We start from the raw sequence: 26,279 nt of genomic DNA, 5'->3' as shown, positions 1-26,279 counted from the left end.
ATCAGGAGGGTGCGACATATGTCAAGCGCCAAGCTCAACGGGCCCTTTACCGACCTCATCCTGCAGAAGATGCGGGAGATGGGGGTGGACAGCCTGGAAGAGTTCTCCCGGCGCACCGGCATCTCCCGGGGAACCCTGTACTACCTCGTGAGGGGGCGCCAAACCAAAGCGGGAACATGGGTAAAACCAAGCGTAGATACCTTGGTGGCCCTAGCCAAAGCCCTAGACGTACCCGCGCACGAACTCCTCTACCGACTAGAACCGGAAGCCCCCGGTAGCGAATGGCGGAGCGAAAGGCATATCCCCATCCTCGGCTACGTGGGCGGCGGCCCCTCCCAGCTGGAGGAGATTGAGGAGCGCACCGTCCCCGTGCGGGTCAAGGGGGACGCCCGGCACCTCGCGGCCTTCAAGGTGCGGGGCAACTCCATGTGCGCCGGGAAGCGGCCCATCTGCGATGGGGACATCGTCATCGTCAACACCGAGGACAAGGGCCACCCGGGGGCCATCGTGGTGGCCCGGCTGGAGAACGGGGAGTACGTGGTGAAGCTCCTCAAGAACGGGGCCCTCTACTCCACCAACCCCGAGGAGAACGGGCCTCCCGTCATTCCCCTGGACCAGGTGGCGGAGATCGTGGGCCGGGTGGTGGAGGTGCGGAGCAGGCTCTAGGTTTGACACCCCCCCACCCCCTGGGTTAAACTGGGGCTAAGGTGGGAAACGTGCCCCCGGGGAAGCCCGGGGGCAAAACCTTTTGGAGGGAAGGATGCTCAAGGTCATCCGTATCGCCTACTTCGCCCTCGGGCTCGCGGTCCTGGTGGTGGAGGACCTCATGGACGGGGTCCCGGGCCTCCAGAAGAAGGAGGAGGCCATGAAGCGGGTCAAGGAGGTGGTGAACGCCATCCTCGGCTTCTGGCCCGCCTGGATCCCGGACCCCATCCTGGGGTGGGCCATTGACCAGATCGTGGCGCTCTTCAACCGGGACGGCACCTTTCGCAAGGGCGCGGGCGCTCAGCCTCAAGGGGCCGGGGCCTAGCTGGCCCCTCTCCCCGGAGACCGCGAGGGCAGAGAACCGCGCCTACTGGGGGGTGGTGCTGAGGCGGCCCTATGACGAGTTTGACCGGCTTCCCCAAGAATACCGATACCTCCACCCCGACCTTTTCCGGCACGCTGCGCGCCGCCTTGGCCGAGGCGCCTGACCGCATCCCCCTCCATCCCTTCGGGGAGTTCGTGGGGAACGGGACGGTCTTCCTCTACGACGAGGAGAGCCTCCAGGCGGCCCTGGAGGACCTTAGGACCCGGGGCGTGCCCTGGGTCCTGGACTTCCACCACCAGACGGTGCGGGTGGAGGAGGGCCAGGCCCAGGAGGCCCCCGCGGCGGGGTTCATCACCGGGCTGGTGGTGGGGGAGGACGGCTTCGTCTACGGCCTGGTGGAGTGGTCGGAGACGGGGCGGGAGCGGGTGAGCCGGGGGGAGTACGCCTACGTCTCCCCGGTCTTCTACTACGACCCCACCCCGGACGAGATGGGCAGGCACCGGGTGCTGGGCTACCACTCCTTCGCCCTCACCAACAACCCCGGCATCCGGTTCCAAAAGCGCATAGAAGCGGAGGCGGACATGCTGGAAAAGCTCAGGCAGGCCCTAGGACTGGACCCGGAGGCCACCGAGGAGGCGGCCCTCCAGGCCCTGGAGGACCTCAAGCGAGAGGCCGCCGTGGGCCGGGTGGTCCTGGAGGTGGGGCTCGGGGCCGAGGACCCCACGGAGCTCAAGGCCAAGCTCCTGCGCCTCCTGGCCGCGCAGGACGCCCTGGAGGAGCTGGAGCGCACCCGGAAGGAGCTGGAAGCCATCAAGGTCCAGACCCGGGAGGAGAAGGCCCAGGCCCTGGTGCGTAAGGCCCTGGAGGAAGGGCGCATCCTCCCCCACCAGCGGGAGTTCTGGCTCGCCCAGGCCCGGGCCGACCTCGAGGCCGCCCGCAAGGCCCTGGAGGGGATGCCCCGGCTGGTGCCCGTGGAGCTGCCCAAGGCGGAGCGGAAGGCCTTGGAGGAGGACGAGCCTCTGCGCAGGCTCGCCCAGGTCTTCAGGGTTTCCGAGGAGGCCCTGAAGCGGTTTGGAGGTGAGTGATGTTTGACACCGAGCGCTGGGCGGACGAGTACCTCATCCCCCTCCCGGTGAAGGCGAACGCCGTCATCCGGCAGGGAGCCCTGGTGATGGTGAGCGGGGGCTACGCCGAGGAGGCGGCCCCCGGCACCGGGAAGATCGCCCTGGGCGTGGCCCAGGAGACGGTGGACAACATCGGGGGGACGGACGGCGCGAAGAAGGTCCTGGTGCGCCGGGGAGTGTTCCGCTTCGGGAACGACCCCACCGACCCCGTGGGGCCCACGGAGCTCGGGCGGGACGTGTACGCCACCGGGCCCAACACCGTGGGCAAGACGGGCACGGGCCGCTCCAAGGCGGGCCGGGCCCTGAAGGTGGAACCGGACTACGTCTGGGTGGAGGTGTGGTAATGATCCTGAACCGCGAGAACCTGAGCGCCCTCAGCCGGACCCTCAAGGCCCTGGTCTTTGAGGCCAAGGAGGGGTACACCCCCCTTTGGCCGAAGCTGGCCCTGGAGGTCCAGTCCAACGGCCGGGCCAACTACTACGCCTGGATGGAGAACATGCCCACCATGCGCCTCTGGGAGGGGGAGCGGCAGGTCCAGAACCTCACCGCCGAGACCTTCGCCATCACCAACGCCGACTGGGAGGCCACCTTCGCCGTGTCCCGCACGGACGTGGAAGACGACCAGATGGACCTCATCCGCATCACCGCCCTCCAGTACGCCCGGAGGTGGGCCGAGCACGACGACCTCCTCATCGCCGACCTCCTGCGCAAGGGGTTCCAGCAGAAGGGCTACGACGGCCGCCCCTTCTTCGGCCCCCACACGGTGGGGAAGCGGACCTTCCAGAACGCGAGCAATGCTCCCCTGACCCGGGAGGCCTTCCGTCAGGCCCTGAGCCAGATGAGGCAGCTCACCGACGCCCGAGGCTACCCCCTGGGCTTCTTCTTGCAAAAGCCCATCTACCTGGTGGTGGGCCCCGGGCTGGAGAGCACCGCCTACGAGATCGTGGGGGTGCCCACCCTGCCCTCGGGCGGGGCCAACCCCGACTACGGGAAGGCCGAGATCCTGGTCAGCCCCTGGCTGGTGGAGGAGTACGAGACCTACTGGTTCCTGGTGGACGGGAGCCAGGCCATCCGCCCCTTCGTCCTCCAGCGGCGGAGCCGCCCCGAGTGGGTGGCGAAGGACGACCCCGAGACCTCCGACGAGGTCTTCAAGCGCAACGTCTTCATCTACGGGGTCTACGAGCGTAAAGCGGCGGGCTATCTCTTCTGGCAGCTGGCCTACGGCTCCACCGGCACCGGCACCGGCGCATGATCACCCTCGAGGACCTCCGCCAAGCCCTCCCCCTAGACGTCCTCCTCTACCTGGTGGACGAGGAGGGGGCGGGGGTCCTCACGCCCGAGGGCCAGGCCCGGGCCGAAGCCGCCCTGAGGGAGGCCTGGGCCGAGGTGGAAAGCTACCTCGCCCAGCGCTACGCCCTCCCCCTCCCCTCCCTCCCCGAGGTGCTGAAGGCCAAGGCGGTGGACATCGCCGTCTACCGCCTCATGCTCCGCCGGGGCATCCGGCCCGGCACCGCCGACGAGGCCGCCCTCACCCGATACCGGGACGCCGTGGCCTTCCTTCGGGACGTGGCCGTGGGCAAGGCCTCCCTGCCCCTCCCCCCCACGGGGGAGCCCGCGAGGCCCAAGGGCGGGGCCGCCGTCCGGGGGAAGCGGGTCTTCTCCCGGGAAAGCCTGGAGGACTTCTGATGGGCGTGCGCCTCAAAGGGGACTGGCGGGAGCTAAACGAGGCCCTGAGAAAGCTCGGGCGGGGCGTCCCCCAGAAGGTCAAGGAGGCCATCGCCGAGGGGATCCTCGCCCGCACCCACCGCCGCTTTGAGGAGAGCCGGGCCCCGGACGGCTCCCTCTGGCCGCCCCTCTCCCCCGCCACCCTGGCGAAGGAGGTGCGGCCCAGGGACCGGCTCAAGCGGGGCGGGATCTCCGCCGCCGCCCAGAGGCGCGTGGCCCTGCGCAAGCCCCTGGTCGTCACGGCCCGCCTGAAGAACTCCATCTCCTGGAAGGTGGCGGGAAGCCGCATCTACGTGGGCACTAACCTGGAGTACGCCCGCATCCACCAGTTCGGGGGCTACGCCGGGAGGGGGCGGAAGGTCTACATCCCCGCCCGCCCCTTCCTGGGCCTCACCGAGGAAGACCGCGAGGAGGCCAAGGCCCTCCTCCTGGAGTGGATGAAGGAGGCGACGCGGTGATCGCCCCGGTGCTGGAGTACCTCAAGGCGGCCTGCGCCCACGCGGGCCTTCCCCCCGCCCGGGTCCTGGTGGGCAAGGCCCGAGAGGAGGCCTACCGGGTGGCCCCCGCCGCCCTGATCCAGCCCCTCACCGGCGCCCTCAAGCGGGACGGGAGCCGGGTAGTGGCCGGGCCCGTCAAGACCCGGCGCAGGCTCTATGGAGGCACCTTACGTATCCGCCTGGAGCTTTATGCCCGCTCCGGCGAGGAGCTGGACCAGCTCCTCGCCGGGGTTCTCCTCTATATGTGGGACACCCCCCTGCACGTGGGGGAGGACTATCACGCCAAGCTGAACGATATCGCCCTCTCCTATCTGGACGAGGAAGGCCTCCTGGTGGGGGAAAACGCCCTGGCCCTGGAAGTCCCCGTGGAGATTGTCCTCTACGAGGACACCGCCTGGGTGCCCGTCCGGGTGGAGGTGGAAGAGGCCGTCTTGGAAGAGGAGGTATAGCATGCCCAAGGAAACCAAAGAAGAGGTGAAGGAAGCGCAAGAGGAGCTCCCCACCATTGAGGAGCACGCCCAGGCCCTGGGGGTGCCCCCCTGGGCCTTCGCGGGGCTCAAGGTCTATGCCGGTTGGGCCGAGGGGACCCGGGTCTCCCGCGCCCAGTTTGAGAAGGCCCTGAAGGAGTTCCTCCAGGGGCCCACCCACAGGTAGGAGGTAGATAGAGGATGGCAAGGCTACCCGGCGTCTACCCAGAGATCCAAGACGGGGGCCTGGGCATCGTGGCCCCGAGCGGCGAGGGCCAGCGGGTGGTGGTGGGCGTCTCCAGCCAGGGGCCCGTGAACCGGGTCCTGGCCTTCAGCGACCTCGCCGCCGTCCCCGGCGTCCTGGGCACCGGGCCCCTGGCCCGGGCCGTGGCCGACCAGCTGGCCTACGGGGGCGGCCAGGTCTACGCGGTGCGGGCGCAAGCCGACATCGCGGGGAGCGTGGCCGCGGACAGCGACAACCCCTCTTCCCCCGCCGTCACCATCACGGGAAGCCCCCTGGACGCCTACGAGATCGTGGTAAGGATAGCCAAGGGAGGGGCCCTGGGCACGGCCACCTTCACCTACAGCCTGGACGGCGGGGACACCACCAGCCAGGAGATCGCCACCGCCGCCACCTACACCCTGCCGGGGACCGGGCTCACCTTGAACTTCGCCACCGGCACCTACGCCGCGGGGGCCACCTACCGCTTCCAGGCCACCGCCCCCCAGGCCAGCGTCTCTAGCGTCCAGGCCGCCGTCCGCGCCGCCCTCAACACCAACCTGCAGTACGAGTACATCCAGGTGGCCCAGCCCACCGGCCCCGCCATGTGGGCCGCCCTGGGCGCCCTGGCCGACGAGGCCGAGGCGAACTTCCGCTACATCTTCTTCCTCACCGAGACCCTGCCCCCGGGGAACGACCCCGACGCCTGGGTCAACGCCCGCTTGAGCGAGAAGGCGAGCTTCAGCCACAAACGGGTGATGATCGTGGCCGCCTGGGGGGAGGTGGTGGACACCCTCACGGGCAGGCTGGAAGTGCAGAGCCTCGCCTCCCGCGTGGGGGCCCGCATCTCCAGCCAGCGGGTCCACGTCTCCCCCGCCTGGGTCCAGCTCGGGCCACTGAGCGGGGTGGTGCAGGTGGCCCCCTTCGTGGACACCCCCTTCGGCAAGCAGTCCCTCTTCAACAACGCCCACGCCCTGGCCCTGGACCAGGCGGGCTTCACCACCGTCTACCGCCTCATCGGCCGGGACGGGTGGTTCCTCGTGGAGGGCCGCACCGCCGCCGCCCCCACCAGCGATTACAAGGTGATTCAGAACCGCCGGGTCATGGACAAGGCCACCTACCAGGTGCGCCAGGCCCTCCTGGACTTCGTGCAGTGGCACGTGGACCCGACCGACCTCAAGGCCAGCCTGGCGAGCCTCCTGGCCCGGGCCAACACCCCCCTCCGCCTCATGCAGGCCGCCGGGGAGATCGCCCGGGGCCGCGTGGTGGCCCCTCCCGGCCAGGACATCCTGGCCTCCCAGACCCTTCGCCTCCAGATCCGCATCGTCCCTCTGGGCTACCTGCGGGAGATCGTCATGGACATCGGCTTTGAAAACCCCTTCCTGGTGGGGTGAGGAGGTGAAGCATGCCCATTAACGGCCGCTACTACGACTGGGAGCACATCAGCATCCAGGTGAAGGGCGTGCCCCTGGCGGACGTCCTCTCCATTGACTACGAGGACTCCGAAAAGGTCAACGCCATCTACGGCAAGGGCCGCACCCCCAGGGGCTACACCAAGGGCAACTGGGAGGCCTCGGGGAAGCTCACCCTCCTGCGGGAAGAGTACGACCGCCTCCGCGCCGCCGCCCCCGAGGGAAACGTCTACAAGCTGGACCCCTTTGACATCGTCATCTCCTACGACAAGGGCAACGGCACCGCCGTCACCGACACCCTGAAGGACTGCCTCTTCACCAAGCGTTCCTTCGGCGGGGTGGAGCAGGACACGGAGCGGATCACCGTGGAGCTGGAGTTCGTGGTGCTCGGAGAGATCCAGCACGGCTAGGAGGCTAGATGGAACGGGAGAAGCCCTTCTACACCTTCACCCACGGCGAGAGCACCTTCGCCTTCCGCAGGCCCGACATCGCCCAGGTGGACCGCTTCACCAGCCGCATGGCCCGGGCGCCCTTGAGCGCCGCCCTGGACTTCACCCGTGAGCTCGCCCTGGACCAGGAGGCCTGGGCCCGCGCCACCGCGGAGAAGCCCGGCCTCGCCCTCACCGCCGCCAACGGCATCCTGGAGGCCCTGGGTTTCCAGGCCGGTTAGCGGAGCTGGAGCGTGACCCTCCACCCCTCGCCCAGCTTTCCGCCCTCATCCGCCACTGGCTCCACCGCGAGCCTCCAGACGACCCGGAAGACTTCCTAGAGCTGGCCCGCCAGGCCCTTTGGCTGGAAAGGCGCTACCTCCGGCAGACCCCCAGGTGAAGGCCTGGGGGTTGCGCTTTGGGGGCGGGGCTACCAGGAGGAGGGGGTAGGCGAAACATTATGGTACACCAGATGAGTTTTTCATTAGCATACTCTAAAGAACTCTTTAGCAATAGGGCTGGCACAGCGTCACGCAGTGCCAGCTATGCAAAGAATGCATAATGCGATAACGAAGGCTTTTGTGCCCAACTCGGACGCTGTGCCACGCCGTGCCACGCTGTGCCACACCCCCCTTTCACGCCGTGCCACGCTGTGCCACCTATACAAACGACTGCATAGCGGCATTTCCCGGCTCCTGTAGCCGCTTTCTTCCTCTCATCAAGCATGCGCCACCCTTTATCAACCAGGCTCACATCAAGGGGTGTTTTTGCCTTCCTCAAGGCCCGCTTTTAGTGTCCTGAAAGCGTGAGCGATTTGCCCCAAAAGCATGACTGACCTCAGTCAAAGATTGCCCCGGTCAGCGGCTCCAGGTCAACAAAAATCAACCTGGCACAGCGTCCTTTTCCGATGAGCATCGTACTGACCCGCATTACTGTCCTAAAAGCGTGAGCGATTGCCCTCCGCCAAACCGCCGCCTTTTTTCGGGAACCCGCCGCTTCTTTTCGCCTTCTTTATCGGCTTCTTTCGCTTTGCTTCGCCTTTAGTCGGGCCCGGCCCAACTAACAACAAGCGCGCTCCATTACAATAACCCCTGGGATGGGCCGCTTGAGGCCGGCGGCGACGCCGGTCCCAGAGAGATGACCGCCAAAAACAGAACCCGGCTTACGCCCTGTCCTGGGGCTCCCCAAGCTTCGGCTTGGGGTTTTTCTTTGCATCCGGAGTGGGAAATAAGTGGGACCTAGGTGGGAGATAGTGGAAAACTGTGGGGAATCCGTGCTATACTCCTGGGCAAGAACTCCTCTGTGGGTAAGGCTCCAAACCGGATGCCCAAGCCCAGCCAGCCCCAGAGGGTGGGACCAGGTGGGAAATGCCCTTCGGCGAGTACCAGTACAGCCTGGACGACAAGGGACGGGTGGTGATCCCCGGTCCCTTCCGGGACTTCCTCGAGGACGGCCTGGTGCTCACCCGCGGAATGGAGGGCTGCCTCTACGTCTTTCCCTCAGACCGCTGGCGCAAGATTGAGGAGCAGCTGGTCAACCTCCCCCTCACCGACGCCCAGGCCAGGGCCTTCGTGCGCTTCTTCTACTCCGGGGCCCACAAAACCCGCATGGACAACGCCTCCCGGGTCCTGATTCCCCCACCCCTCCGTCAATTCGCAGGTCTTCAGGAAGGTGGGGAGGTGGTGATCGCCGGTGCCCCGGGACGGCTGGAGATCTGGAGCCAGGAACGGTGGTGGAAGACCATTGAGGAGATCATGCAAAACCCCCCGGCCCCCGAGGCCCTCAAGGGGCTTATCGGATAGGAGACTATGGACGTCATTACCGAGCACATTCCCGTTCTTTACGAAGAAGTTCTAAACCTCTTGCGAGTACGCCCGGGGCAGGTGTACGTGGACGCTACCCTGGGGGGGGCTGGGCACACCAAGGGCATCCTGGAACGCGGAGGCCTGGTCATCGGCCTGGACCAGGACCCCGAGGCCGTGGCCCGGGCGAGGGCCCTGGGACTCCCTGGGCTCAGGGTTTTTCAGCGGAACTTCCGCCATCTAAAGGAGGTCCTCCAGGAGGCCGGGGTTAGCCAGGTGGCGGGCATCCTGGCGGATCTAGGGGTAAGCAGCTTCCACCTGGAGGATCCCAAGCGGGGCTTCAGCTACCAAAGGGAAGGCCCCTTAGACATGCGCATGGGAGAGGAGGGCCCCACCGCCTACGAGGTGGTCAACACCCTTTCCTTGGAAGACCTCCGGCGGATCCTGCGGGACCTGGGGGAGGAGAAAGAGGCCCATCGCATCGCCAAGGCCATTGTGGAGAGAAGGCGGAAAGCCCCCATCCGCACCACCTTGGAGCTCGCCGAGGTGGTGCGACGGGCGGTGGGCTTCCGCAAGGCGGGCCACCCCGCCCGTAAAACCTTCCAGGCCATCCGGATGTACGTGAACGACGAGCTAGGTGCCCTGGAAGAGTTCCTTAGGCAAGCCGAGGAGGTCCTGGCTCCTGGGGGAAGGCTTTTGATCATCACTTTTCATTCCCTGGAAGACCGCGTGGTGAAGCGCTTCCTGAAGGAAAGCAGCCTTAAGGTGCTCACCAAGAAGCCCATCACCCCAAGCCCAGAGGAGGTGGCGAAGAACCCCAGGTCCCGTAGCGCCAAGCTCAGGGCGGCGGAGAAGGAGGTGGCCTGATGCACCGCCAGGGAAGCCTGGGCACAACCCTTCGCTTCGGCCTCCTCTACCTCCTAGCCCTCCTTTTTGTCTTCGCCGTGGGCCACCGCAACCAAATGGAGAAGGCGCACCTGGCCGAGATAAAGGCGGAACTCGCCAGGTTAAAAGCCCGGGAGGAAACCTTGCTCAAGGAAAGGTGGCAGGCCACCGAGCCCCACCGGGTGCTCTCCTGGGCCAAGGAAAAGGGCTTCGTGCCCATGAGCCAAGGGAGGTGGGCGGAGTGACCGCAGGGGTAAGCCGGGTCTCCTGGGTTTTTCTGGGGTTCGCCCTCTGGCTGGCCCTCTTCGGCTTGGGCCTTTACAGCCTGATCGCCCACCCTCCAAGGCTCTCCGCTCCCCTGCCTCCCGCTGCTCCCCCTCGAGGCACCCTGTACGCCCAGGATGGCACCCCCTTGGCCCTGGACCTAAAGGGAGGGCGCTACTACCCCTTGGGCAAAAGCGCCAGCCAGCTCCTGGGCTTCGGAGAACGGGGCACGGGAAAGGGGCTTGAGGGGCTGGAACGGGATTTGAACGGGGCCCTGGAGGCGGGCCGCTCCTTCACCCTCACCCTGGACCCCTGGATCCAGGCCCTAGCGGAGAAGGCCCTCTGGGAAGGCCTGGCACGAAGCCGGGGAGCCTTTGGCACCCTGCTGGTCATGGACCGGGAAGGCAACCTCAGGGCCGTGGCCAACGGGCCAGCCTTTGATCCTCTAGCCCCCAGGGGGGATCCCAACCGGGACATCTCCTGGCGGAACCACGCCTTTCTGGTACCCCTGGAGCCGGGCTCCACCATGAAGGCCCTCACCGCGGCCATGCTCCTGGAGGAAGGAGTAGCCAGCCTCACCACCCGCGTGGAAGCCCCCATGCGACGCGTGGTGGACGGATGGACCATCCGGGACGTGATTCCCCACCCTTCCGTCCTCACCCTGGCCGAGGTGCTTCGCTACTCCTCCAACGTGGGCATCAGCCTGCTGGCCGAGGCCCTGCCCAAGCAGGTGTTTTACCGTTATATGGAACGCCTACACCTCACTGACCCCACCCCCCTGCCCGGGGTTAGGGTGGCTAGCCCAATCGCTACCCCTCCCCGTACCTGGAGCTCCGCCGCCTACGCCAACCACACCTTCGGCCAGGGTTTCCTCATCACTCCCCTTCACCTCACCGCTGCCTTCAACACCCTGGTGGACGGCCTCTACCGCCCACCCAGGCTCTTCGCCCAGCAAGAAGGCCAGCCGGAGCGGGTCTTCTCCCCTACCACCGCCAGGGCCATCCGCCGAGCCCTCCAGGAAGGCCTTGCTCCCCGAGCCTCCCTGGCAGGGTACCCCTTGGCAGGTAAGACCGGAACCGCCCAGGTGGTGGTAAACGGAAGGTATTCCCAGGAAGTCTTCACCGCTTGGTTTGCCGGCTTCGTGCCCGGGGATGAACCCCTCTACACCGTGGTGGTGGCTGTCCACCATCCCAAAGGGGAGATCCACGGTAGCCTGGTGGCCGCCCCCATCTTCCGGGAGGTGGCCGCCGGGCTCTTGGCGTACCGGGGCATACCCCCCTATGCTGAAGGGCGGTGAGTGGCTTGTGTATGTTGGTCATATTAGGGAAGTAACGCCGGAGTGGGTGGCCAGGGCCACCGGGGGAAGGCTTTACCCTGGGGGAAAACCCGTGCGCGACCTCCACTGGGATAGTCGCGAGACCACCCCCGGCAGCCTCTTCGTGGCCCTGCCCGGGAAGCGGGTCCATGGGCGGGCCTACGCGGACGAAGCCCGGGCCAAGGGAGCCCACCTGGTCCTTTCCGACCAACCCGGACCGGCCACGGTGGAGGTGAGGGACACCTACCGGGCCCTTTTGGCTCTGGGAGAAAGGTTAAGGGACCTTTTTCCGGGAACGGTGGTGGCCGTGGGGGGAAGCTCCGGCAAAACCACCACCAAGGAGGCCATCGCCCAGGCCCTCGGCTTTCCCGCACCCCAGGGGAACCAGAACACTGCCCCTCCCCTGGCCCGCTTCTTCCTGGGGCTTGACCCCAAGGCCCCTGGGTGCGTGGTGGAACTGGGGGTGGACCGGGTGGGGGAAATGGCTGAACTCATGGGCCTGGCCAAGCCCCACCTTGCGGTGCTCACCGCCTTGGGAGAGGAACACCTGGAAGCCTTCGGCAGCCTCCAGGGAGTGGTGGAGGAGGAAGCAGGCCTGCTGTCCGCCCCCCAGGCCCTGGTGAGCCTCCAGGCGGCCGAGGTCCTGGAGCGCTTTGGCCTTGGCCGGGACCTCCCCACTTACGGCTTTGGCGAGGCCACTTTCCGGGGAGAGGATCTGAGGCTTCTCCTTCACGAAAGCCACTTCCGCTATGGGGCCCTCGAGGTCCATATCCCCTACCCCGGCATGGGCCCGGCCCTGGCCGCCTTGGCCGCCTTGGGGGTGGCGGAGATGCTGGGCCTAGATCCCAAGGAAGTGGCGGAAAGGCTAGCCCATCTGGTGCTTCCCCCAGGACGGATGGAGCGGCGGGAAAAGGGTGGGGTGGCGTTCTTGAACGACGCCTACAACGCCAATCCCCTCTCGGTGAAAGCGGGCTTGGCCTGGCTGGCCCAGCAACCCGGCAGGAAGTGGGTGGTCTTGGGGGAGATGCGGGAACTGGGGGAGGAGGCCCTAAGGCTTCACCTGGAAGTGGCCAAGGAAGCAGCCCGGTTGGGCCTTAAACCCCTGTACCTGGGCCCCTACGCCAAGGCCCAGGCCTCCTTAGGCGGGGAAGCGGTGGAAAGCCTCCAGGAAGCCATAGGTTGGCTCAAGGAACGGGTTCAGCCTGGGGACCTGGTCTACCTGAAGGCCTCCAGGAGCGTGGGCCTGGAGAGGATTCTGGAGCTATGGGACGCTTGAACGCCCTGCCCCTTCTCGCCCTCCTCAGCGCCTGTGCTCCCCTCCAGGCCACTGCCCCTGTGCTTCCCTACCCAGGCGGCTTCGCCGAGGGAGGGTGGGTGACGGGCCGCTTCTCCGTGGCCCTGCCAGGGGCTCCCCTCTTGCTGGATGCTGACCAGCAAAGCCTCTACGCCGCCTACCCGTACCAGCTTCTCATCTACCGGGATGGCCATTGGCAAAGCCTTCCCCTACCGGGCACCCCGCGATTTCTTAGGGCCTCTTCAGGGAAGGTGGTGGTGGGGCTAGGAGAAGGCGTGTACACGGAGGAAGGGTTTCTCCCCTACCCTGCCCGGGACGCCGCCTGGGGCCAAGAAGGGCTCTTCTGGGTAGGAGAAAAGGGGCTTTACCGGGAAACCACCCTGCTCCGCCCAGGGGCTTTCTCCCAGGTGGTGGCCTTGGACACCGGGGTGGTGGCCCTGGGCCAGGAAGCCTACTTTTACCCGGAAGGCCTCCTCCTCCCCCTGCCCCAGGTTGTCCGCAAAGCCCAGGCCGGGGCCTGCGGGGTGGTGGCCCTCATGGAGGGCTGGGTCTACCTGGTGCGGCCCGAGGGAGCCAAACCGGTGGCGGAAGCCCAAGACTTCGCCGCTTGGGGAGAAGCCATCTACCTTACCCCAGGCCAACGGGTGGTTTCCTGCAAGGAGGTGGTATGGCCCTAGCCCTTCTCTTCTCCTGGTTTCTCACTGCGGTCTGGATCGTGTTCATGAGAAGCCTGGGCCTGGGCAAGAAGGTCCGTGCCGACGGACCCCAAAACCATCTGGCCAAACAGGGTACCCCCAGCATGGGGGGCGTGGCCTTCCTCCTAGCGGGTTTTCTGGCCTACAGCCTGATAGGGCGGGACGGGTTCGCCGGCCTTTGGCTCCTGGGCCTGGGCTTCGCCCTCCTGGGGCTTTTGGACGACCTGGGGGGCAGCCTCGCCCGGCCCCTAAGGGCCCGCGAAAAACTCGCCCTACAGACCCTAATGGCCTTGATCTTCGCTCTTTGGGCGGTGCGGCAGGTGGCCTACACCCCCTGGCCCCTCGCGGATGTGCTCCTCGTCCTTCTGGCGGTGGTGGGTGCGGCCAATGCCTTCAACCTCACGGATGGCCTGGATGGGCTTTTAGCCAGCGTGGCCGCCGTGCTCCTCCTTCCCTTTTACCCTTACCCCATTGCCCAAACCCTCCTGGGGGCTCTCCTGGGCTTCCTCTGGCACAACGCCCCCCGGGCCAAGGTCTTCATGGGGGACACGGGAAGCCAGGCCCTGGGGGCCATGCTGGCCGGGCTTTTCACCCTTACGGGAAAGCTTTGGCTTCTCCCCCTGGCCGGCATCATCCCCGTACTGGAGGTGCTCTCCGTGGTGGTTCAGGTCCTCTACTTCCGGAGGACGGGGAAGCGCCTTCTGCGCATGAGCCCCTTGCACCACCACCTGGAGCTTTCCGGATGGGAGGAAAGCAAAATCGTCTTCCGCTTCACCATCCTCACCGCCTTGGCCACGGCCTTGGCCTTCAACCTTGGGGGAGGAGCATGATCCTGGTCTATGGCCTGGGACGAAGCGGACTTGGGGTTTTGCGCTTCTTGAAGAAGCGGGGACTTCCCGCCCGCTTCTACGACGACTGGCCCAAGGAGATAGAGGTACAGGAGGCTTTGAGGCTGGGCTTCACCCCGGACTGGAACCTGGAGGGGGACTACCCGGAGGTGGTGGCCGCCCCCGGGGTACCCCTTTCCCACCCCAACCTCGAGGCCCTGAAGGCCCGCGGGACTCTGATCCTTGGGGAAGCGGAGCTGGCCTACCGCCTCTCTTCCACCCCCATCATCGGCATCACCGGCACCGCCGGCAAGACCTCCACCACCCTCTTCACCGCCCATCTCCTTAGGGGGCAGGGGCTTAAGGCCCTCGAGGGGGGCAACGTGGATCCCCCCTTGGTCAGCGTGGTGGACGAGGCCGAGGTGGTAGTGGCCGAGCTCTCCAGCTTCCAGCTGGAAAGGATCCACGTCTTCCGCCCCCGGGTGGCGGTCCTCCTCAACCTGGGGGTGGACCACCTGGACCGGCACGGGAGCGTGGAGGCCTACCACCAAGCCAAGCTGAACCTCCTCAAGAACCTAACCCCTGAGGACGCCCTGGTCTACAACGAAGGAGACCCCAAGGTGCGGCGGGCGGCCCTGGCCTCCCCCGCCCGGCTCTACCCCTTTACCCCCGGAAACTCCCCCAGGGAAACCAACCAAAGGGCGGCCCTCGAAGCGACCCGGGCCTACCTGGAACTCCTGGGCCGCCCCTTGAACACGGATCTTCTCGAAGAAAGTTTAAAAACCCTCCCCTCCCCCCCCCATCGCTTCCAGATCTTTGCCCGGAAGGGGGAGGTGGTTTTCATCGATGATTCCATCGCCACCCGCACTCCCTCGGTGGCCGCTGCCCTGGAGGCCGCCCCAGCCCCTATCGCCTGGATCCTGGGCGGGGAGGACAAGGGAGCTGACCTCGAGCCCCTTCGCCCCCTCCTTTCCCGGGTACGGGTGGTTTTGGCCATCGGTCGGGATGGCCCCAAGATGGCCGAGGCCTTAGGGGGTGGGGTGGAGGTGGTGGTCCTCCCCCAGGCCGATGGACGGGCCGCCCTGCGGCAAGCGGTGGCCGAGGCCTTAAAGCGCCTGGAACGGGGAAGCGTCCTCCTGGCTCCCCTGGCCGCCAGCTTCGATCAGTTCCGGGACTACCGGGACCGCGCCCAGGCCTTCCGGGAAGCGGTCTACGTCCTAGGAGGTGAGCCATGGATCCCGTCCTCCTCCTAAGCGCCCTTCTCCTCATGGCCTTCGGCCTCCTGGGCGTGGGGGTGGCAGAGCCCAATCTCCTCCCTAGCCACCTCCTCCGCATTGGAGCCGCGCTTGGGGCCATGATCCTGGGCCTTCTCCTGCCTCCCGCCAGGCTCCTTCGCCACGCCCGCCTCCTCCTTGCCGCCACCTTCCTTCTCCTCGCGTTGGTCCTCATGGTGGGAAGCGGCCCAGGAGAGGTGCGGCGGTGGTTTTACCTTGGGCCCTTAGCCTTCCAACCCTCGGAACTCGCCAAGGTGGTGCTGGTCTACTACCTGGCCTCCTTTGTGGGGCGGAAGGGAAACGACTACCCCATCGTGGGGGCCGCAGCCCTGGTGGGCCTCACCGCAGGGTTGGTGCTGGTAGAACCCGACTTCGCCACCGCCCTCTTCCTGGTAACCCTAGCCGGCCTCCTCTTCATTCTGGCGGGGGTACCCTGGCGAAGGCTCATCATGGTGAGCCTGGCAGGGACCTTGGTCCTAGCCCCCTTTTCCGGGATCTACTTCGCCCGCTTCCGCTACGTGTCCGAGCGCTTTACGGGCTTTGTGGATTACCTTCAGGGTGAGGCCAGCCCCTCCCAGACCGCCTACCAGGTTCTCCAGGCCCAGAAGGCCCTGATCCTGGGCGGTCCTCTTGGCCAGGGTCCTTCGGGAAACCTTCCGCACCTGCCCGAGGCCCACAACGACATGGTCTTTGCCAGCGTGGTCTTCGCCACCGGCTGGCTAGGAGGGTTCATGGTGCTCTTGCTCTTTTTTCTGATCTTTACCCGGGGGCTCTCCCTGGCCCTCAGGCTTCCTGGACCCTTGGGGTTGGTGGCCCTGGGCCTTACCCTTTACCTCACCCTGCAGGCTGCTTTGAACATCGGGGTGACTGTGGGATTCCTGCCGGTCACGGGGGTACCGCTCCCCCTGGTTTCCTATGGGGGAAGCTCCCTTTTGGTTTCCGGCTTCGCCGTGGGCGCCCTGATGCGCCTGGCCCGAGAAGCGTCCAGGAAGGGGGTGGAGCCGTGGTCCTCCTAACCGGGGGCGGAACCGGGGGGCACCTTTTCCCCGCCTTGGCGGTGGCAGAGGAGCTTAGGAAGCGGGGCCTCGAGGTCTTCTACCTGGGAAGCCAAGGGGGCCTCGAGGCCCGCCTCCTCCCCGAAACCTCTATCCCCCACGCCTTGATCCCCGCAGGTAAGCTGGACCGAGGTGCCTTCAGGCCAAAGGAAGCCCAGAAACTCCTCCTAGGCCTTGGGGCCGCCTGGCGCCTTCTTGTTGGGAAAAGGCCCAGGGCCATCCTCTCCACCGGGGGGTATGCCGGGTTTCCCGGGGCCATGGTGGGGGAACTTAAGGGGATTCCCGTCCTCCTCCACGAGCAAAACGCCAAGCTGGGCCTGGCCATAAGGCTCCTCGCCCCCATGGCCCAGGGCCTGGCCCTCTCCGTGCCGGTAACCCTGGCCCCGAGGCTTGCCCGCAAGGCCCGGGTCACCGGTTACCCCGTGCGGGAGGTGCGCTACCCCAAGGCCGAGGCCAAGGCCAGGCTGGGCTTCCCCCCGGACAAGCCCTTGCTCCTCATCCTCGGGGGAAGCCAGGGTAGCCTGGAACTCAACGAGAAGCTCCCTCCCCTGCTCAAACCCCTAGGCCTCCCTGTCCTTCACCAGGTGGGGGAGCGCTGGCTGGAGCGTTACCGGCATCTGGAAGAAGACCACTACCGGATTGCGGGCTTCGTGGACACCCCCCTGGCCATGAGCGCCGCGGATCTCCTCCTCGCCCGGGCCGGGGCAGGTACCCTGGCGGAGGCCGCCTACCACCGCCTGCCCGCCTTGCTGTTTCCCCTTTCCCCCAGCCTGGACGGAGGTGCCCAGGCGGCCAACGCCCAAGCCTACCGGAAGGCAGGCGGGGTGGAGCTTGGGGATCTGGCCCGGCTGGCCGAGCAGGTGGAGAGGATCCTGGCGCGCCCCGAGCCCTACCAGGAGGGTATGGCCCGCCTTTCCCCTGAGGGCGCCGCGGGGCGGCTGGCGGATTGGCTGGAGGAATTCCTATGAAACGGGTACACATCATGGGCCTCGAGGGAGTGGGCATGAGCGCCTTGGCGCGCCTCCTACTGGGGGAAGGCATAGGGGTAACCGGGTGCGACCTAGCCCCTGGCCGGCGGGCGGAAAGCCTAGGGGTCCCGGTCCATAGGGGTCACGATCCTGCCCATCTCCAGGAGGAGGACACCCTGGTGGTTCCCACCCCCATTCCCTTGGACCACCCCGAGGTGGAAGAAGCCAGGCGCAAGGGGATGCGGGTGCTGAGGAGGATGGAGCTTCTTGCCCATCTGCTAAGGCAAAGACCCTCCTTGGGGGTTACCGGTACCCACGGCAAGACCACCACCACGGGGATGCTGGCCAGTATCCTTCTGGCCGCGGACCTGGACCCCTGGGTGCTCCTCGGGGGCGAGCTTTCCCTCCTACCTGGAAACGCCCGCTTCGGCCTCGGTCCCCGCCTGGCGGAGGTGGACGAGTCCGATCCCCTCTTCCAGGAGGTGGAGGTGGAGGTGGCGGTGGCCACCAACCTCGAGGCGGACCACATCGCCCCCGCCGGGCAAAGGGCCCCCAACTACCACGCAAGCCTGGAGGAGTTGGAAAAAGCCATGCGGGGCTTTTTGAGCAGGGCCAAGACGGTGGTGGTGCCCGCCTTTGACCCCAGGCTCCTAAGGCTTTCCCAAGGACTCCCCAGGAAGCTTTTCGGGGAGGGAGGGGACCTTTGGGCCGAGGAAGCTGAGCTTGGCCCCACGGGGAGCCGTTTCCAACTCGTGTACCAAGGCCGGACCCTGGGGGAGGCCAGGCTCCAAGTTCCGGGCGCTCACAACGTGCAGAACGCCCTGGCTGCCGCCTTAGCCGCCCTGAGCTTCGGGGTGGAGCCTTGGGCCATTCTCCAGGGCCTCGCCCTCTTTCCGGGGGTGGGGCGTCGGTTCCAAAAGGTGGGGGAGGTACGGGGCGCCTGGGTGGTGGACGACTACGCCCACCACCCCACGGAGGTGAAGGCCACCCTAGCCACCGCCATGCTCCTGGGCCGCCGGGTGCGGGTGCTCTTCCAGCCCCACCGTCTCCTCCGCACCCAGGAGCTTTGGGAAGGCTTTGCCGAGGCCCTATCCTCCGCACACGAGGTGGTGGTTCTTCCCGTGTACACCGCAGGGGAAAAGGCGGGTATCTCCCCCGAAGCCCTTTCCCAAAGGATCGCCGAACGGCTTCTGGCCCTGGGAAAAGCTGCCCGTTTTCTGGACAAGGAGGAGGCCTTGGCCTACGCCAGGGCCACCGCCGCCCCAGAGGACCTCTGGCTCACCCTGGGGGCCGGGGACGTGACGGAGCTCGCCTGGAGGCTCGTCCATGAGGGTTGAACGGGTGCTCCTTAAGGACTACACCACCTTAGGGGTGGGAGGCCCAGCGGAGCTTTGGACCGTGGAAACCCAGGAGGACCTCCTAAAGGCCACGGAGGCCCCTTACCGGGTCCTGGGGAATGGCTCCAACCTTCTGGTCATGGACGAGGGGGTGCCTGAAAGGGTGATCCGCCTTGCAGGGGAGTTCGCCACCTATGACTTAAGGGGCTGGGTGGGAGCGGGGGTCCTCCTTCCCCTTTTGGTACAGGAGGCTGCCCGCCAAGGGCTTTCCGGCCTCGAGGGTCTCCTCGGCATCCCCGCCCAGGTGGGAGGTGCGGTCAAGATGAATGCGGGAACCCGGTTCGGGGAGATGGCGGATGCCCTCGAGGCGGTGGAGATCTTCCACGAGGGCTCTTTTCACGTCTACCTCCCCCAGGAACTGGGCTTCGGCTACCGCCAAAGCCGGCTTCCCCCAGGGGGCATCGTGACCCGGGTCCGCCTGAAACTGAGAGAACGCCCTCTGGAGGAGATAAGGCGGCGCATGGCCGAGGTGGACGCCGCCAGAAAAGGTCAACCCAAGCGAAAAAGCGCCGGCTGCGCCTTTAAAAACCCGCCGGGCCAGTCAGCAGGCCGGCTCATTGACGAGAGGGGGTTTAAAGGCCTAAGGATAGGCGACGCCATGGTATCCCTAGAACATGGAAACTTTATCGTTAACTTGGGACAGGCCACGGCCAGGGACGTGCTGGAAATCCTAAATCGAATCCAGGAAGAACTGCCCCTGGAGCTGGAGTGGGAGGTGTGGCCTTGAAGTTTAGTGGCTTTTTCACAGGGGGAGATTAAGATGTGGGGGATGAGGCTTCTGCTGGCCTTGCTCCTCGCCGCCACCTTATATGTGGCCAGCCTGGTGCTCTTCCCCGTGGAACACATCACGGTGATAGGCAACCGGCACCTGAAAACCGAGGAGATCCTCGCCCGCACCCAGCTCTATGCGGGTGAGCCCTGGCTTTGGATTCGCTCTGACCGCCTCCAAGGCCTTCTGCGGGATCCTTGGGTGGCGGAAGCCCGGCTGGAGAAGCCTCGGATAGGAGAGGTTCGCCTGATCCTGAGGGAACGTGAGCCCTTCCTCCCCCTGGCAGACGGCAACGCCTTGGCCACGGACGGGACCGTGCTCCCAGGAGGGGCCCCCATGGCCAAGGGCCCCCGGGTGGAGGGCCAAGGCCCCCTGCCCGTCCAAGACCTCCTGGCCCTGGCCCGCGCCTACCCCAAGGCCACCCGGCTCCGCTACACGCCCGCCGGGTTTTGGGTGGAAACACCTCAGGGCGTAGTTTTTGCCCCTGAAGCCCAGCTTCTAGTAAAATACGCCCATTTGGGTATGCCAAAGGGCAGGGTTTACCTGTACTCTTGGGGGGTGAGTGTAAGCCCATGATTATCGCTGGATTGGACGTCGGCACCAGCAAGGTCACCACCGTGATCGGGGAACTGGCCCCCGATGGCGTTTTGGACATCATCGGCGAGGGCAGCGTGCCCTCCCAGGGCTTGAAGCGGGGCGTGGTGGTTAACCTGGAACGCACCACGGAGGCCATCCGCCAAAGCGTCCACCAGGCGGAGAGGGTAGCCGGGGTCAAAGTGGAGCGGGTCCTCCTGGGGGTAGGAGGACCCCATCTCAAGAGCGTGACCAGCCATGGCCTGGCCGCCATCCGCCGGGGCCAGAGCATCGGCGCGGCCGATGTGGAGCGGGCCATCGAGCAGGCCAAGGCGTATCCCTTTGACGCCGAGTTGGAGCTCCTTCACGCCCTTCCCTTGGAGTTCAAGGTGGACGGCCAGGAGGGCATCCGTGACCCCGTGGGCATGGCGGGAGTGCGCCTCGAGGTGGACGTCCACCTGGTGGCCGCGGGCCGGGGGCCCTTGGCCAACTTGCGGCGGGCGGTGGAGGAGGCAGGGCTGGACATCGAGGCCCTAGTGGCCCAGACCCTGGCCAGCGGCCTAGGGGTCTTGGGTCCAGAAGAGGAGCACATGACCGTCCTTCTCCTGGACGTGGGCGGGGGCACCACCGATGTGGCCGTCTTCCGGGAAGGCCGTCTGGCCCACTCCTCCGTTCTGCCCCTGGGTGGGGATCACGTGACCCAGGACATCGCCCAGCTCCTGAAGATCCCCTTCGAGGAAGCGGAAAGGGTGAAGCGCAAGTACGGGGCCGCCTTACCCGAGCTTGCGGATCCCGAGTTGGTTTTGGAGATCAACCAGGAAAGCGGATCCTTGGGAGAGGTGCCCGCTCCTGAACTGGCCCGCATCATCCGCCCCCGCCTGCGGGAGATACTGCACCTGGCCCGCCAGTCGGTGGACGAGGCCTTGGGACCCTTGGAGATTAAGGTCAACCGGGTGATCCTCACCGGCGGGAGCGCCCTCCTCCGAGGCTTTGACCTCCTGGCTCGCCAACAGTACGGGCTCCCGGTGCGGGTGGGCAAACCCCATGGGGTCTCCGGCCTCACCGATGTGGTGGCCACCCCCGCTCATGCCACCGCCGTGGGCTTGGTCCGGTACGCCACCACTCTGCCCCAGACCGCACCTGAACCCCGGAGGGCCAGGGAAAGGAGGGGACAGCGTGAGGAAAAAGCTAAGGGTGAAAGTATTTGGACACGGATCAAGGAGATCTTGAATAACCTGTTTTAGTTCTATTTTTGGAGAGGAGGCAGAAATGGAAGGAGCGGTTATCAAGGTCATCGGTCTCGGGGGAGCAGGGAACAACGCGGTGAACCGCATGATTGAGGCGGGGCTTGTGGGGGTGGAGTTCATCGCCGCCAACACCGACGCTCAGGTCCTGGCTAAGAGCTTGGCGGACGTGCGCATCCAGCTGGGGGAGAAGCTCACCCGGGGCCTGGGGGCTGGCGGCAACCCCGAGATCGGGGAGAAGGCGGCCCTTGAGACCGAAGACCTCATCGCCGAGGCCCTGGAGGGGGCCGATCTGGTCTTCCTCACCGCCGGCATGGGGGGCGGCACGGGCACGGGAAGCGCCCCGGTGGTGGCGGAGATCGCCAAGCGGCTGGGAGCCCTCACCGTGGCCGTGGTCACCCGTCCCTTCAGCTTCGAAGGCCCCAAGCGCCTAAAGGCGGCGGAAGAGGGCATCCGGCGCCTCAAGGAAAAGGTGGACGCCATGGTGGTGGTGCAAAACGACCGCCTCCTCTCCGCGGTGGACAAGAAGGTAAGCCTCAAGGACGCCTTCCTCATCGCCGACCGGGTCCTGTACCACGGGGTCAAGGGCATCACCGACGTCATCAATCTCCCCGGCCTCATCAACGTGGACTTCGCCGACGTGAAAACCCTTTTGGAAGGGGCAGGTCAGGTGCTTATGGGCATCGGTGCGGGACGGGGCGAAAACCGCGTGGAGGAAGCCGCCAAAACCGCCACCCACAGCCCCCTCCTGGAACGTTCCATTGAGGGTGCCAAGCGGCTTCTCCTCAACGTGGTGGGCTCCGAGGATCTCTCCCTCATGGAGGCCGCCGAGGTGGTGGAACGGGTACGGGAGGCCACGGGCCACGAAGACGTGGACATCCTCTACGGGGTCACTTACGACGACCGGGCCCAGGACGAGCTCAGGGTGATCCTGATCGCTGCAGGCTTTGGGGAAAGCACCGTGGTGCCCAAACCGCTTAGACCGGTGGACTTCCCCACCCATGCCGATCTCTACAACTTTGACATCCCCGCCTTTATCCGCTATGGGGATGCGGACTACCCCCCCAGAAAGGGCAACTAGAGCCCCCAGGGTATGGTGGTTTTGGGCATAGACCCCGGCATCACCCACCTGGGCCTGGGAGTAGTGGAGGTGGAGCCCAAGGGAACCCTCAAAGCCCGCCTCCTCCACGGGGAGGTGGTGAAGACCTCCCACAAGGAGCCCGCCCAGGAACGGGTGGGGCGGATCCACGCCCGGGTGAAGGAGGCCCTCCTCCGCTTTTGCCCGGAGGCCCTGGCGGTGGAGGAGCAGTACTTCTACCGGCAGAACGAGCTGGCCTACAAGGTGGGCTGGGCCCTGGGGGCGGTGCTGGTGGCGGCCTTTGAGGCGGGGGTGCCGGTCTTTGCCTACGGCCCCATGCAGGTGAAGCAGGCCCTGGCCGGACACGGCCACGCCCCCAAGGAGGAGGTGGCCCTCATGGTGCGGGGGATGCTGGGCCTTAAGGAAGCCCCCAAGCCCAGCCACCTGGCGGACGCCTTGGCCATCGCCCTGACCCACGCCTTTTACGCCCGCCTCGAGGCGGCCAAGCCCCTCTGAACCCCCTTCCCCTGGCGGAGGCCCTGGGTGCCCCTTCGCCGGGGCCCCCTCCCCGGCCCCTGGGGCCCAGGCCACCCTCTGGCCCCGGGGCTGGGGTTAGGCTGGGCCCATGGTCAAGCGCCTCTTTGGAACCCTGGTCCTGAGCAGCCTCTTGGCCCTGGCCCACCAGCCCTTTTGGAACCCCGGCTCCCCGAGTCCCGAGGCCGCCTACCCCGTGGCCCGCCCCGAGGTGGCCCAGGCCCTCTTGGGCCGCCTGGGGCCCGGGGAGTGGGCCTTCTTCCGCCTTGAGGTTCCGGAGGGCTTCCCCTTGAGGGCTTCCCTCTTCGTGGGCGGGGGCTGCCCTGAGGACTTCCGCCCCGTCCTTTGGCTCCTGGGGCAGGGGCTCGGAGGGGAGGCCCCCCTTCCCCTGCCCCCGGGGTGGGGGGGCCTGAGGCGGGAAGCGGTGGCCTGGACCCCCTACCGGGGCCACGGGCTGGAGGCCCGGCGGGGGCCCCGCCTGGAGGTGGAGTTGCGGGGAGGCACGTACCTCTTGGCGGTGGAGGCGGGAATGGGAGAGGGGTACTACCTCCTCTCCCTGGACGGGCGGGAGGTACCGGGGGGGAGCCTCGAGGGCCTGGCCGCCATCCCCCGGTTCAACCGCTGCCGATGACCGCCCTGGCCTCGGGCCTCCTCTCCCTGGGGGCAGCCCTCCTCGGCCTGTGGTGGGCGCAACACCCCTTCTGGCGGGGCTTCTTCTTCATGAATGGGGCCTGGGGCCTGGTGGATGGGGCCCTGGGTCTCTACTCCCTGGGGCGGGAGGCCCCGGGAAACCTGCGGGAGATCCTCCTCCTCAACGCAGGGCTGGACGTCCTCTACCTCCTAGGGGGAACCCTTCTCCTCCCCCGGGGCCGGAAGCCCCAGCACCGGGACTTCGGCCTGGCCATCCTGGTGCAGGGGGGGTTCCTCCTGATCTTCGACCTGGGGCACGCCCTGCGTACCCTTCCTTGAAAACCCTGCTGTCCAAAAGTTGCTAAGTTGCTCACAGTCTATTCGTAGGCTAGACAAAAGTTTTACAAACCAACCGCCCCTATGCTGGCCCTGGGAGGTGAAAGCATGAAAAAGTTTTTCGGTTTGCTGTTGGCGCTGGCGGTGGGCGGTTTGGCTCTGGCCCAAGGGGCGATGGTACGGGTGGCCCATCTTTCCCCCGACGCCCCGGCGGTGGACATCCTGGTGAACGGGCAGCGGGCCATCACGGGGCTGGCCTTCAAGGAGGTGACCCCTTACCTGGCCCTGCCCGCCGCCCGGGTGCGGGTGCAGGTGGTGCCCGCGGGGCAGGACGCCCCGGTGGTGATCGACGCGGAGCTGGACCTGCGGGAGGGGATCTACTACACCGTGGCCGCCACCGGCTTCCTGGCCCAAATTCGGCCCCAAGTTTACACGGACGCTTTGGCCGGACTCTTCCCCCGGGCGGGCTACGCTCGGGTGAGGGTGGTGCATACCTCCCCCGACGCCCCAGCGGTGGACGTGGCGGTGAAAGGCGGCCCGGTGCTCTTCAGCAACCTGCCCTTCCCCCGGGCCGGCCAGTACCTGGTGGTGCCCGCAGGGCGGTATGACCTCGAGGTCCGGGTGGCGGGCACCACCACCGTGGCCCTGGAGCTTCCCGGGGTGGTGCTGGAAAGCGGCAAGACCTACACCGTCTTCGCGGTGGGCAGCGTCCAGGCGGGCACCCTCACCGTGGTGCCCGTGGTGGATGCGGCCGCTTTGGGCGGGAACCGCTGAGGAAAGGCTGCCGGCCCCCCGGGCCCTCCGGGGGGCCTCCCTTGTTGCCGTGGTATCCCTTCCCCCCTGGCTCCTCCCCCTCCTGGCCTGCCCCCGCTGCCAAGGGCCCTTGGAAGTGGGGGGGGGAGGCCCGTTGCCTCGGTTGCGGGGCCCGCTACCCCTTCCGGGGGGCTTCTTGGACCTGCGGGCCGGGCGGGAACGGCCCCACCTCTGGCTGGCGAACCGCTTGCCCCCCATTCCCCTCCTCTACGACGCCTGGCGACGGCGCTCCACGGGCCTTCTCTCCGGGAAAAAGCTTTCCCATGCGGAGGAGCTCGCCCGCCTACGGGAATGGCTCCTGCCCACCGGGGGACCCTTTTTGGACGTGGGCACAGGCACCGGGGTCTACTGGGAGGCGCTAGGGAATGGTGCGGTGGGCCTGGACCCCTCCCCCGCCTTCCTCCGGGTGGCCCGGAGGCGGCGGCCTGGGGCCTACCTCCTGGGCCATGGGGAACACCTCCCCTTTCGGACGGGGGCTTTCGGGGGGGTGGCCATGGGCCCCACCTGGAACGAGTTCTGGGACCCCCTGAGGGCCGCCCAGGAGGCCCGCCGGGTACTCCGGCCTGGAGGGCGGCTTTTTGGCATGCTCCTCTTGGGGCCAGGAGCCACTTTCGGCCTCTTCCGCCCCAAGGAGGAAGAGCTCCTGCACCTCCTGGAAAGGGCGGGGTTCCGTCCCCATCTGGAGCGGTTCGGTGCCCTCGGCCTCCTACGGGCCGAGGTAAGCTGAAGACGAAGGAGGCACGCATGCGCACCGGCTTCCACACGGTGGAAAGGGGCCTTCGGGAGGAGTTTCCCCTGCGCCTTTACCAGAAGGCCAAGCGGCTCTTTTGGGACCCAGCCACCCTGGACTTCCAGCAGGACCGCGCCACCTTCCAAAACCTGCCCCCTGAGGGCCAGGACCTGGTGTTGCGCCTGGCCAGCCTTTTCTTAGGAGGGGAGGAGGCGGTGACCCTGGACCTCCTGCCCCTCCTCCAGGCGGTGGCCCGGGAGGGACGGGTGGAGGAGGAGATGTACCTCACCACCTTCCTCTTGGAAGAGGCCAAGCACGTGGAGTTCTTCGCCCGCTTCCTGGCGGAGGTGGGAGGGCAGAAGGGGAACCTGGCCCGGTACCACGGCCCCCACTACCGCCGGATCTTCCAGGAAATCTTGCCGGAGAGCATGGAACGGCTCTGGCAGGACGGAAGTCCCGAGGCCCAGGTGGAAGCCGCCCTCACCTACAACGTGGTGGTGGAGGGCGTGCTGGCGGAAACGGGCTACCAGGGCTTCTACCGGCTGACGGAACGGCTGGAAGCGGCCGGCCAGGCTATGCCGGGAACCTTGGCGGGCATCCGCAACGTCCAGAGGGACGAGAGTCGCCACATCGCCTACGGCCTCTACCTGATCTCCCGCCACCTGGGGGAACACCCCGGGCTTTGGAGGAGGGTGGAAGGCCGGCTGGCCCTCCTCCTCCCCGAAGCGATGGGGGTGGTGGGGGAGCTCTTCGCTGCCTACCCGGAGGGGGCCCCCTTGGGCCTCTCACCGGAGGAGTTTTTCGCTTACGCCTCAGGCCAGTTCCAGGCCCGGATGCGCCTTTTGGAAAAGGCACGAGCCGAAGGGACCGCGGCCTTGGAAGACCTGTAGCCC

Annotated in this window: 33 protein-coding genes; all 33 read left to right on the top strand. The window is 66.8% G+C overall.

The annotated features are described in order from the left end of the window. Positions 1-18: 18 nt before the first annotated feature. Entirely contained in the window at positions 19-666 is a 648-nt protein-coding gene (locus L1087_RS06575) for a helix-turn-helix domain-containing protein (protein WP_234558191.1), read from the top strand. A 94-nt stretch (positions 667-760) separates the two neighbouring features. Continuing rightward, positions 761-1,030, top strand: coding sequence for a hypothetical protein (locus L1087_RS06570; protein WP_105318015.1), 270 nt, complete (start codon positions 761-763; stop codon positions 1,028-1,030). A 71-nt stretch (positions 1,031-1,101) separates the two neighbouring features. Further along, positions 1,102-2,115 carry a phage protease gene (locus L1087_RS06565; protein ID WP_071677767.1) on the top strand — a complete coding sequence of 338 codons (1,014 nt, stop codon included), beginning with the start codon at positions 1,102-1,104 and terminating at the stop codon, positions 2,113-2,115. Next, a complete protein-coding gene (locus L1087_RS06560; RefSeq protein ID WP_135342879.1) occupies positions 2,115-2,498 on the top strand; it encodes a hypothetical protein in 384 nt (127 codons plus the stop codon). Before L1087_RS06565 ends, L1087_RS06560 begins: the two co-directional genes overlap by 1 nt. Continuing rightward, positions 2,498-3,406, top strand: a complete 909-nt coding sequence (locus tag L1087_RS06555; RefSeq protein ID WP_234558190.1) for a Mu-like prophage major head subunit gpT family protein — start codon at positions 2,498-2,500, stop codon at positions 3,404-3,406. Before L1087_RS06560 ends, L1087_RS06555 begins: the two co-directional genes overlap by 1 nt. After that, entirely contained in the window at positions 3,403-3,840 is a 438-nt protein-coding gene (locus tag L1087_RS06550; RefSeq protein ID WP_039456851.1) for a gp436 family protein, read from the top strand. Before L1087_RS06555 ends, L1087_RS06550 begins: the two co-directional genes overlap by 4 nt. Further along, the gene (locus tag L1087_RS06545) at positions 3,840-4,337 is read left to right on the top strand and encodes a phage virion morphogenesis protein (protein ID WP_234558189.1); all 498 of its coding nucleotides are present in this window, start codon (positions 3,840-3,842) and stop codon (positions 4,335-4,337) included. The genes L1087_RS06550 and L1087_RS06545 overlap by 1 nt, the downstream gene beginning before the upstream one ends. Continuing rightward, positions 4,334-4,825 (top strand): hypothetical protein, encoded by a 492-nt coding sequence (locus tag L1087_RS06540; RefSeq protein WP_234558188.1) that lies wholly within the window; start codon positions 4,334-4,336, stop codon positions 4,823-4,825. Before L1087_RS06545 ends, L1087_RS06540 begins: the two co-directional genes overlap by 4 nt. 1 nt (position 4,826) lies before the next feature. Next, positions 4,827-5,030, top strand: a complete 204-nt coding sequence (locus L1087_RS06535; RefSeq protein ID WP_054391861.1) for a hypothetical protein — start codon at positions 4,827-4,829, stop codon at positions 5,028-5,030. A gap of 14 nt (positions 5,031-5,044) precedes the next feature. Then, positions 5,045-6,457 carry a DUF2586 family protein gene (locus tag L1087_RS06530; RefSeq protein ID WP_234558187.1) on the top strand — a complete coding sequence of 471 codons (1,413 nt, stop codon included), beginning with the start codon at positions 5,045-5,047 and terminating at the stop codon, positions 6,455-6,457. Between the two features lie 11 nt (positions 6,458-6,468). Next, on the top strand, positions 6,469-6,885 hold the full coding sequence (locus tag L1087_RS06525) for a hypothetical protein (protein WP_039456840.1): 417 nt from the start codon (positions 6,469-6,471) through the stop codon (positions 6,883-6,885). Positions 6,886-6,893: 8 nt separating this feature from the next. Then, positions 6,894-7,145 carry a DUF6848 family protein gene (locus L1087_RS06520; RefSeq protein WP_039456838.1) on the top strand — a complete coding sequence of 84 codons (252 nt, stop codon included), beginning with the start codon at positions 6,894-6,896 and terminating at the stop codon, positions 7,143-7,145. A gap of 1,125 nt (positions 7,146-8,270) precedes the next feature. Continuing rightward, positions 8,271-8,705: a division/cell wall cluster transcriptional repressor MraZ gene (gene mraZ, locus L1087_RS06515; protein ID WP_038028266.1), complete on the top strand. Its 435-nt coding sequence runs from the start codon at positions 8,271-8,273 to the stop codon at positions 8,703-8,705. 6 nt (positions 8,706-8,711) lie between these two features. After that, entirely contained in the window at positions 8,712-9,572 is an 861-nt protein-coding gene (gene rsmH / locus L1087_RS06510) for a 16S rRNA (cytosine(1402)-N(4))-methyltransferase RsmH (protein WP_234558186.1), read from the top strand. Further along, positions 9,572-9,835, top strand: a complete 264-nt coding sequence (locus L1087_RS06505; RefSeq protein ID WP_135260308.1) for a hypothetical protein — start codon at positions 9,572-9,574, stop codon at positions 9,833-9,835. The genes rsmH and L1087_RS06505 overlap by 1 nt, the downstream gene beginning before the upstream one ends. Beyond that, positions 9,832-11,151, top strand: a complete 1,320-nt coding sequence (locus L1087_RS06500; protein ID WP_234558279.1) for a peptidoglycan D,D-transpeptidase FtsI family protein — start codon at positions 9,832-9,834, stop codon at positions 11,149-11,151. Before L1087_RS06505 ends, L1087_RS06500 begins: the two co-directional genes overlap by 4 nt. After that, positions 11,135-12,445 carry a UDP-N-acetylmuramoyl-tripeptide--D-alanyl-D-alanine ligase gene (locus tag L1087_RS06495; protein ID WP_234558185.1) on the top strand — a complete coding sequence of 437 codons (1,311 nt, stop codon included), beginning with the start codon at positions 11,135-11,137 and terminating at the stop codon, positions 12,443-12,445. Before L1087_RS06500 ends, L1087_RS06495 begins: the two co-directional genes overlap by 17 nt. Then, a complete protein-coding gene (locus tag L1087_RS06490) occupies positions 12,433-13,140 on the top strand; it encodes a hypothetical protein (protein WP_234558184.1) in 708 nt (235 codons plus the stop codon). The genes L1087_RS06495 and L1087_RS06490 overlap by 13 nt, the downstream gene beginning before the upstream one ends. Continuing rightward, positions 13,131-13,988, top strand: a complete 858-nt coding sequence (locus tag L1087_RS06485) for a phospho-N-acetylmuramoyl-pentapeptide-transferase (RefSeq protein WP_234558182.1) — start codon at positions 13,131-13,133, stop codon at positions 13,986-13,988. Before L1087_RS06490 ends, L1087_RS06485 begins: the two co-directional genes overlap by 10 nt. Continuing rightward, a complete protein-coding gene (locus L1087_RS06480; RefSeq protein ID WP_234558180.1) occupies positions 13,985-15,238 on the top strand; it encodes a Mur ligase family protein in 1,254 nt (417 codons plus the stop codon). Before L1087_RS06485 ends, L1087_RS06480 begins: the two co-directional genes overlap by 4 nt. Then, complete coding sequence (locus L1087_RS06475; protein WP_234558178.1) at positions 15,217-16,275, top strand: FtsW/RodA/SpoVE family cell cycle protein; 1,059 nt, start codon at positions 15,217-15,219, stop codon at positions 16,273-16,275. Before L1087_RS06480 ends, L1087_RS06475 begins: the two co-directional genes overlap by 22 nt. Further along, complete coding sequence (locus L1087_RS06470) at positions 16,263-17,282, top strand: UDP-N-acetylglucosamine--N-acetylmuramyl-(pentapeptide) pyrophosphoryl-undecaprenol N-acetylglucosamine transferase (protein ID WP_234558177.1); 1,020 nt, start codon at positions 16,263-16,265, stop codon at positions 17,280-17,282. The genes L1087_RS06475 and L1087_RS06470 overlap by 13 nt, the downstream gene beginning before the upstream one ends. Continuing rightward, complete coding sequence (murC, locus tag L1087_RS06465) at positions 17,279-18,619, top strand: UDP-N-acetylmuramate--L-alanine ligase (protein WP_234558176.1); 1,341 nt, start codon at positions 17,279-17,281, stop codon at positions 18,617-18,619. The genes L1087_RS06470 and murC overlap by 4 nt, the downstream gene beginning before the upstream one ends. Beyond that, positions 18,609-19,406 carry a UDP-N-acetylmuramate dehydrogenase gene (locus tag L1087_RS06460; protein ID WP_234558175.1) on the top strand — a complete coding sequence of 266 codons (798 nt, stop codon included), beginning with the start codon at positions 18,609-18,611 and terminating at the stop codon, positions 19,404-19,406. The genes murC and L1087_RS06460 overlap by 11 nt, the downstream gene beginning before the upstream one ends. 33 nt (positions 19,407-19,439) lie before the next feature. Beyond that, on the top strand, positions 19,440-20,024 hold the full coding sequence (locus L1087_RS06455; protein WP_038042245.1) for an FtsQ-type POTRA domain-containing protein: 585 nt from the start codon (positions 19,440-19,442) through the stop codon (positions 20,022-20,024). Beyond that, positions 20,021-21,265, top strand: a complete 1,245-nt coding sequence (gene ftsA, locus L1087_RS06450) for a cell division protein FtsA (RefSeq protein WP_038042244.1) — start codon at positions 20,021-20,023, stop codon at positions 21,263-21,265. Before L1087_RS06455 ends, ftsA begins: the two co-directional genes overlap by 4 nt. A gap of 25 nt (positions 21,266-21,290) precedes the next feature. Continuing rightward, entirely contained in the window at positions 21,291-22,346 is a 1,056-nt protein-coding gene (gene ftsZ, locus L1087_RS06445; RefSeq protein ID WP_038042243.1) for a cell division protein FtsZ, read from the top strand. Positions 22,347-22,358: 12 nt separating this feature from the next. Continuing rightward, entirely contained in the window at positions 22,359-22,859 is a 501-nt protein-coding gene (locus L1087_RS06440; RefSeq protein WP_038042241.1) for a crossover junction endodeoxyribonuclease RuvC, read from the top strand. 109 nt (positions 22,860-22,968) lie between these two features. Further along, positions 22,969-23,508 carry a hypothetical protein gene (locus L1087_RS06435; RefSeq protein ID WP_234558174.1) on the top strand — a complete coding sequence of 180 codons (540 nt, stop codon included), beginning with the start codon at positions 22,969-22,971 and terminating at the stop codon, positions 23,506-23,508. Beyond that, positions 23,505-23,846 carry a DUF6992 family protein gene (locus L1087_RS06430; protein ID WP_234558173.1) on the top strand — a complete coding sequence of 114 codons (342 nt, stop codon included), beginning with the start codon at positions 23,505-23,507 and terminating at the stop codon, positions 23,844-23,846. The genes L1087_RS06435 and L1087_RS06430 overlap by 4 nt, the downstream gene beginning before the upstream one ends. Positions 23,847-23,951: 105 nt before the next feature. After that, positions 23,952-24,617 (top strand): DUF4397 domain-containing protein, encoded by a 666-nt coding sequence (locus L1087_RS06425; protein ID WP_234558172.1) that lies wholly within the window; start codon positions 23,952-23,954, stop codon positions 24,615-24,617. Positions 24,618-24,792: 175 nt separating this feature from the next. Then, positions 24,793-25,383: a class I SAM-dependent methyltransferase gene (locus tag L1087_RS06420; protein ID WP_234558171.1), complete on the top strand. Its 591-nt coding sequence runs from the start codon at positions 24,793-24,795 to the stop codon at positions 25,381-25,383. 17 nt (positions 25,384-25,400) lie between these two features. Continuing rightward, positions 25,401-26,276 (top strand): R2-like ligand-binding oxidase, encoded by an 876-nt coding sequence (locus L1087_RS06415; protein WP_234558170.1) that lies wholly within the window; start codon positions 25,401-25,403, stop codon positions 26,274-26,276. Positions 26,277-26,279: the final 3 nt, after the last annotated feature.

This window comes from Thermus tengchongensis (assembly GCF_021462405.1).
GTDB classification, from domain to species: domain Bacteria; phylum Deinococcota; class Deinococci; order Deinococcales; family Thermaceae; genus Thermus; species Thermus tengchongensis.
This window is presented reverse-complemented; position numbering and strand designations above follow the sequence as displayed.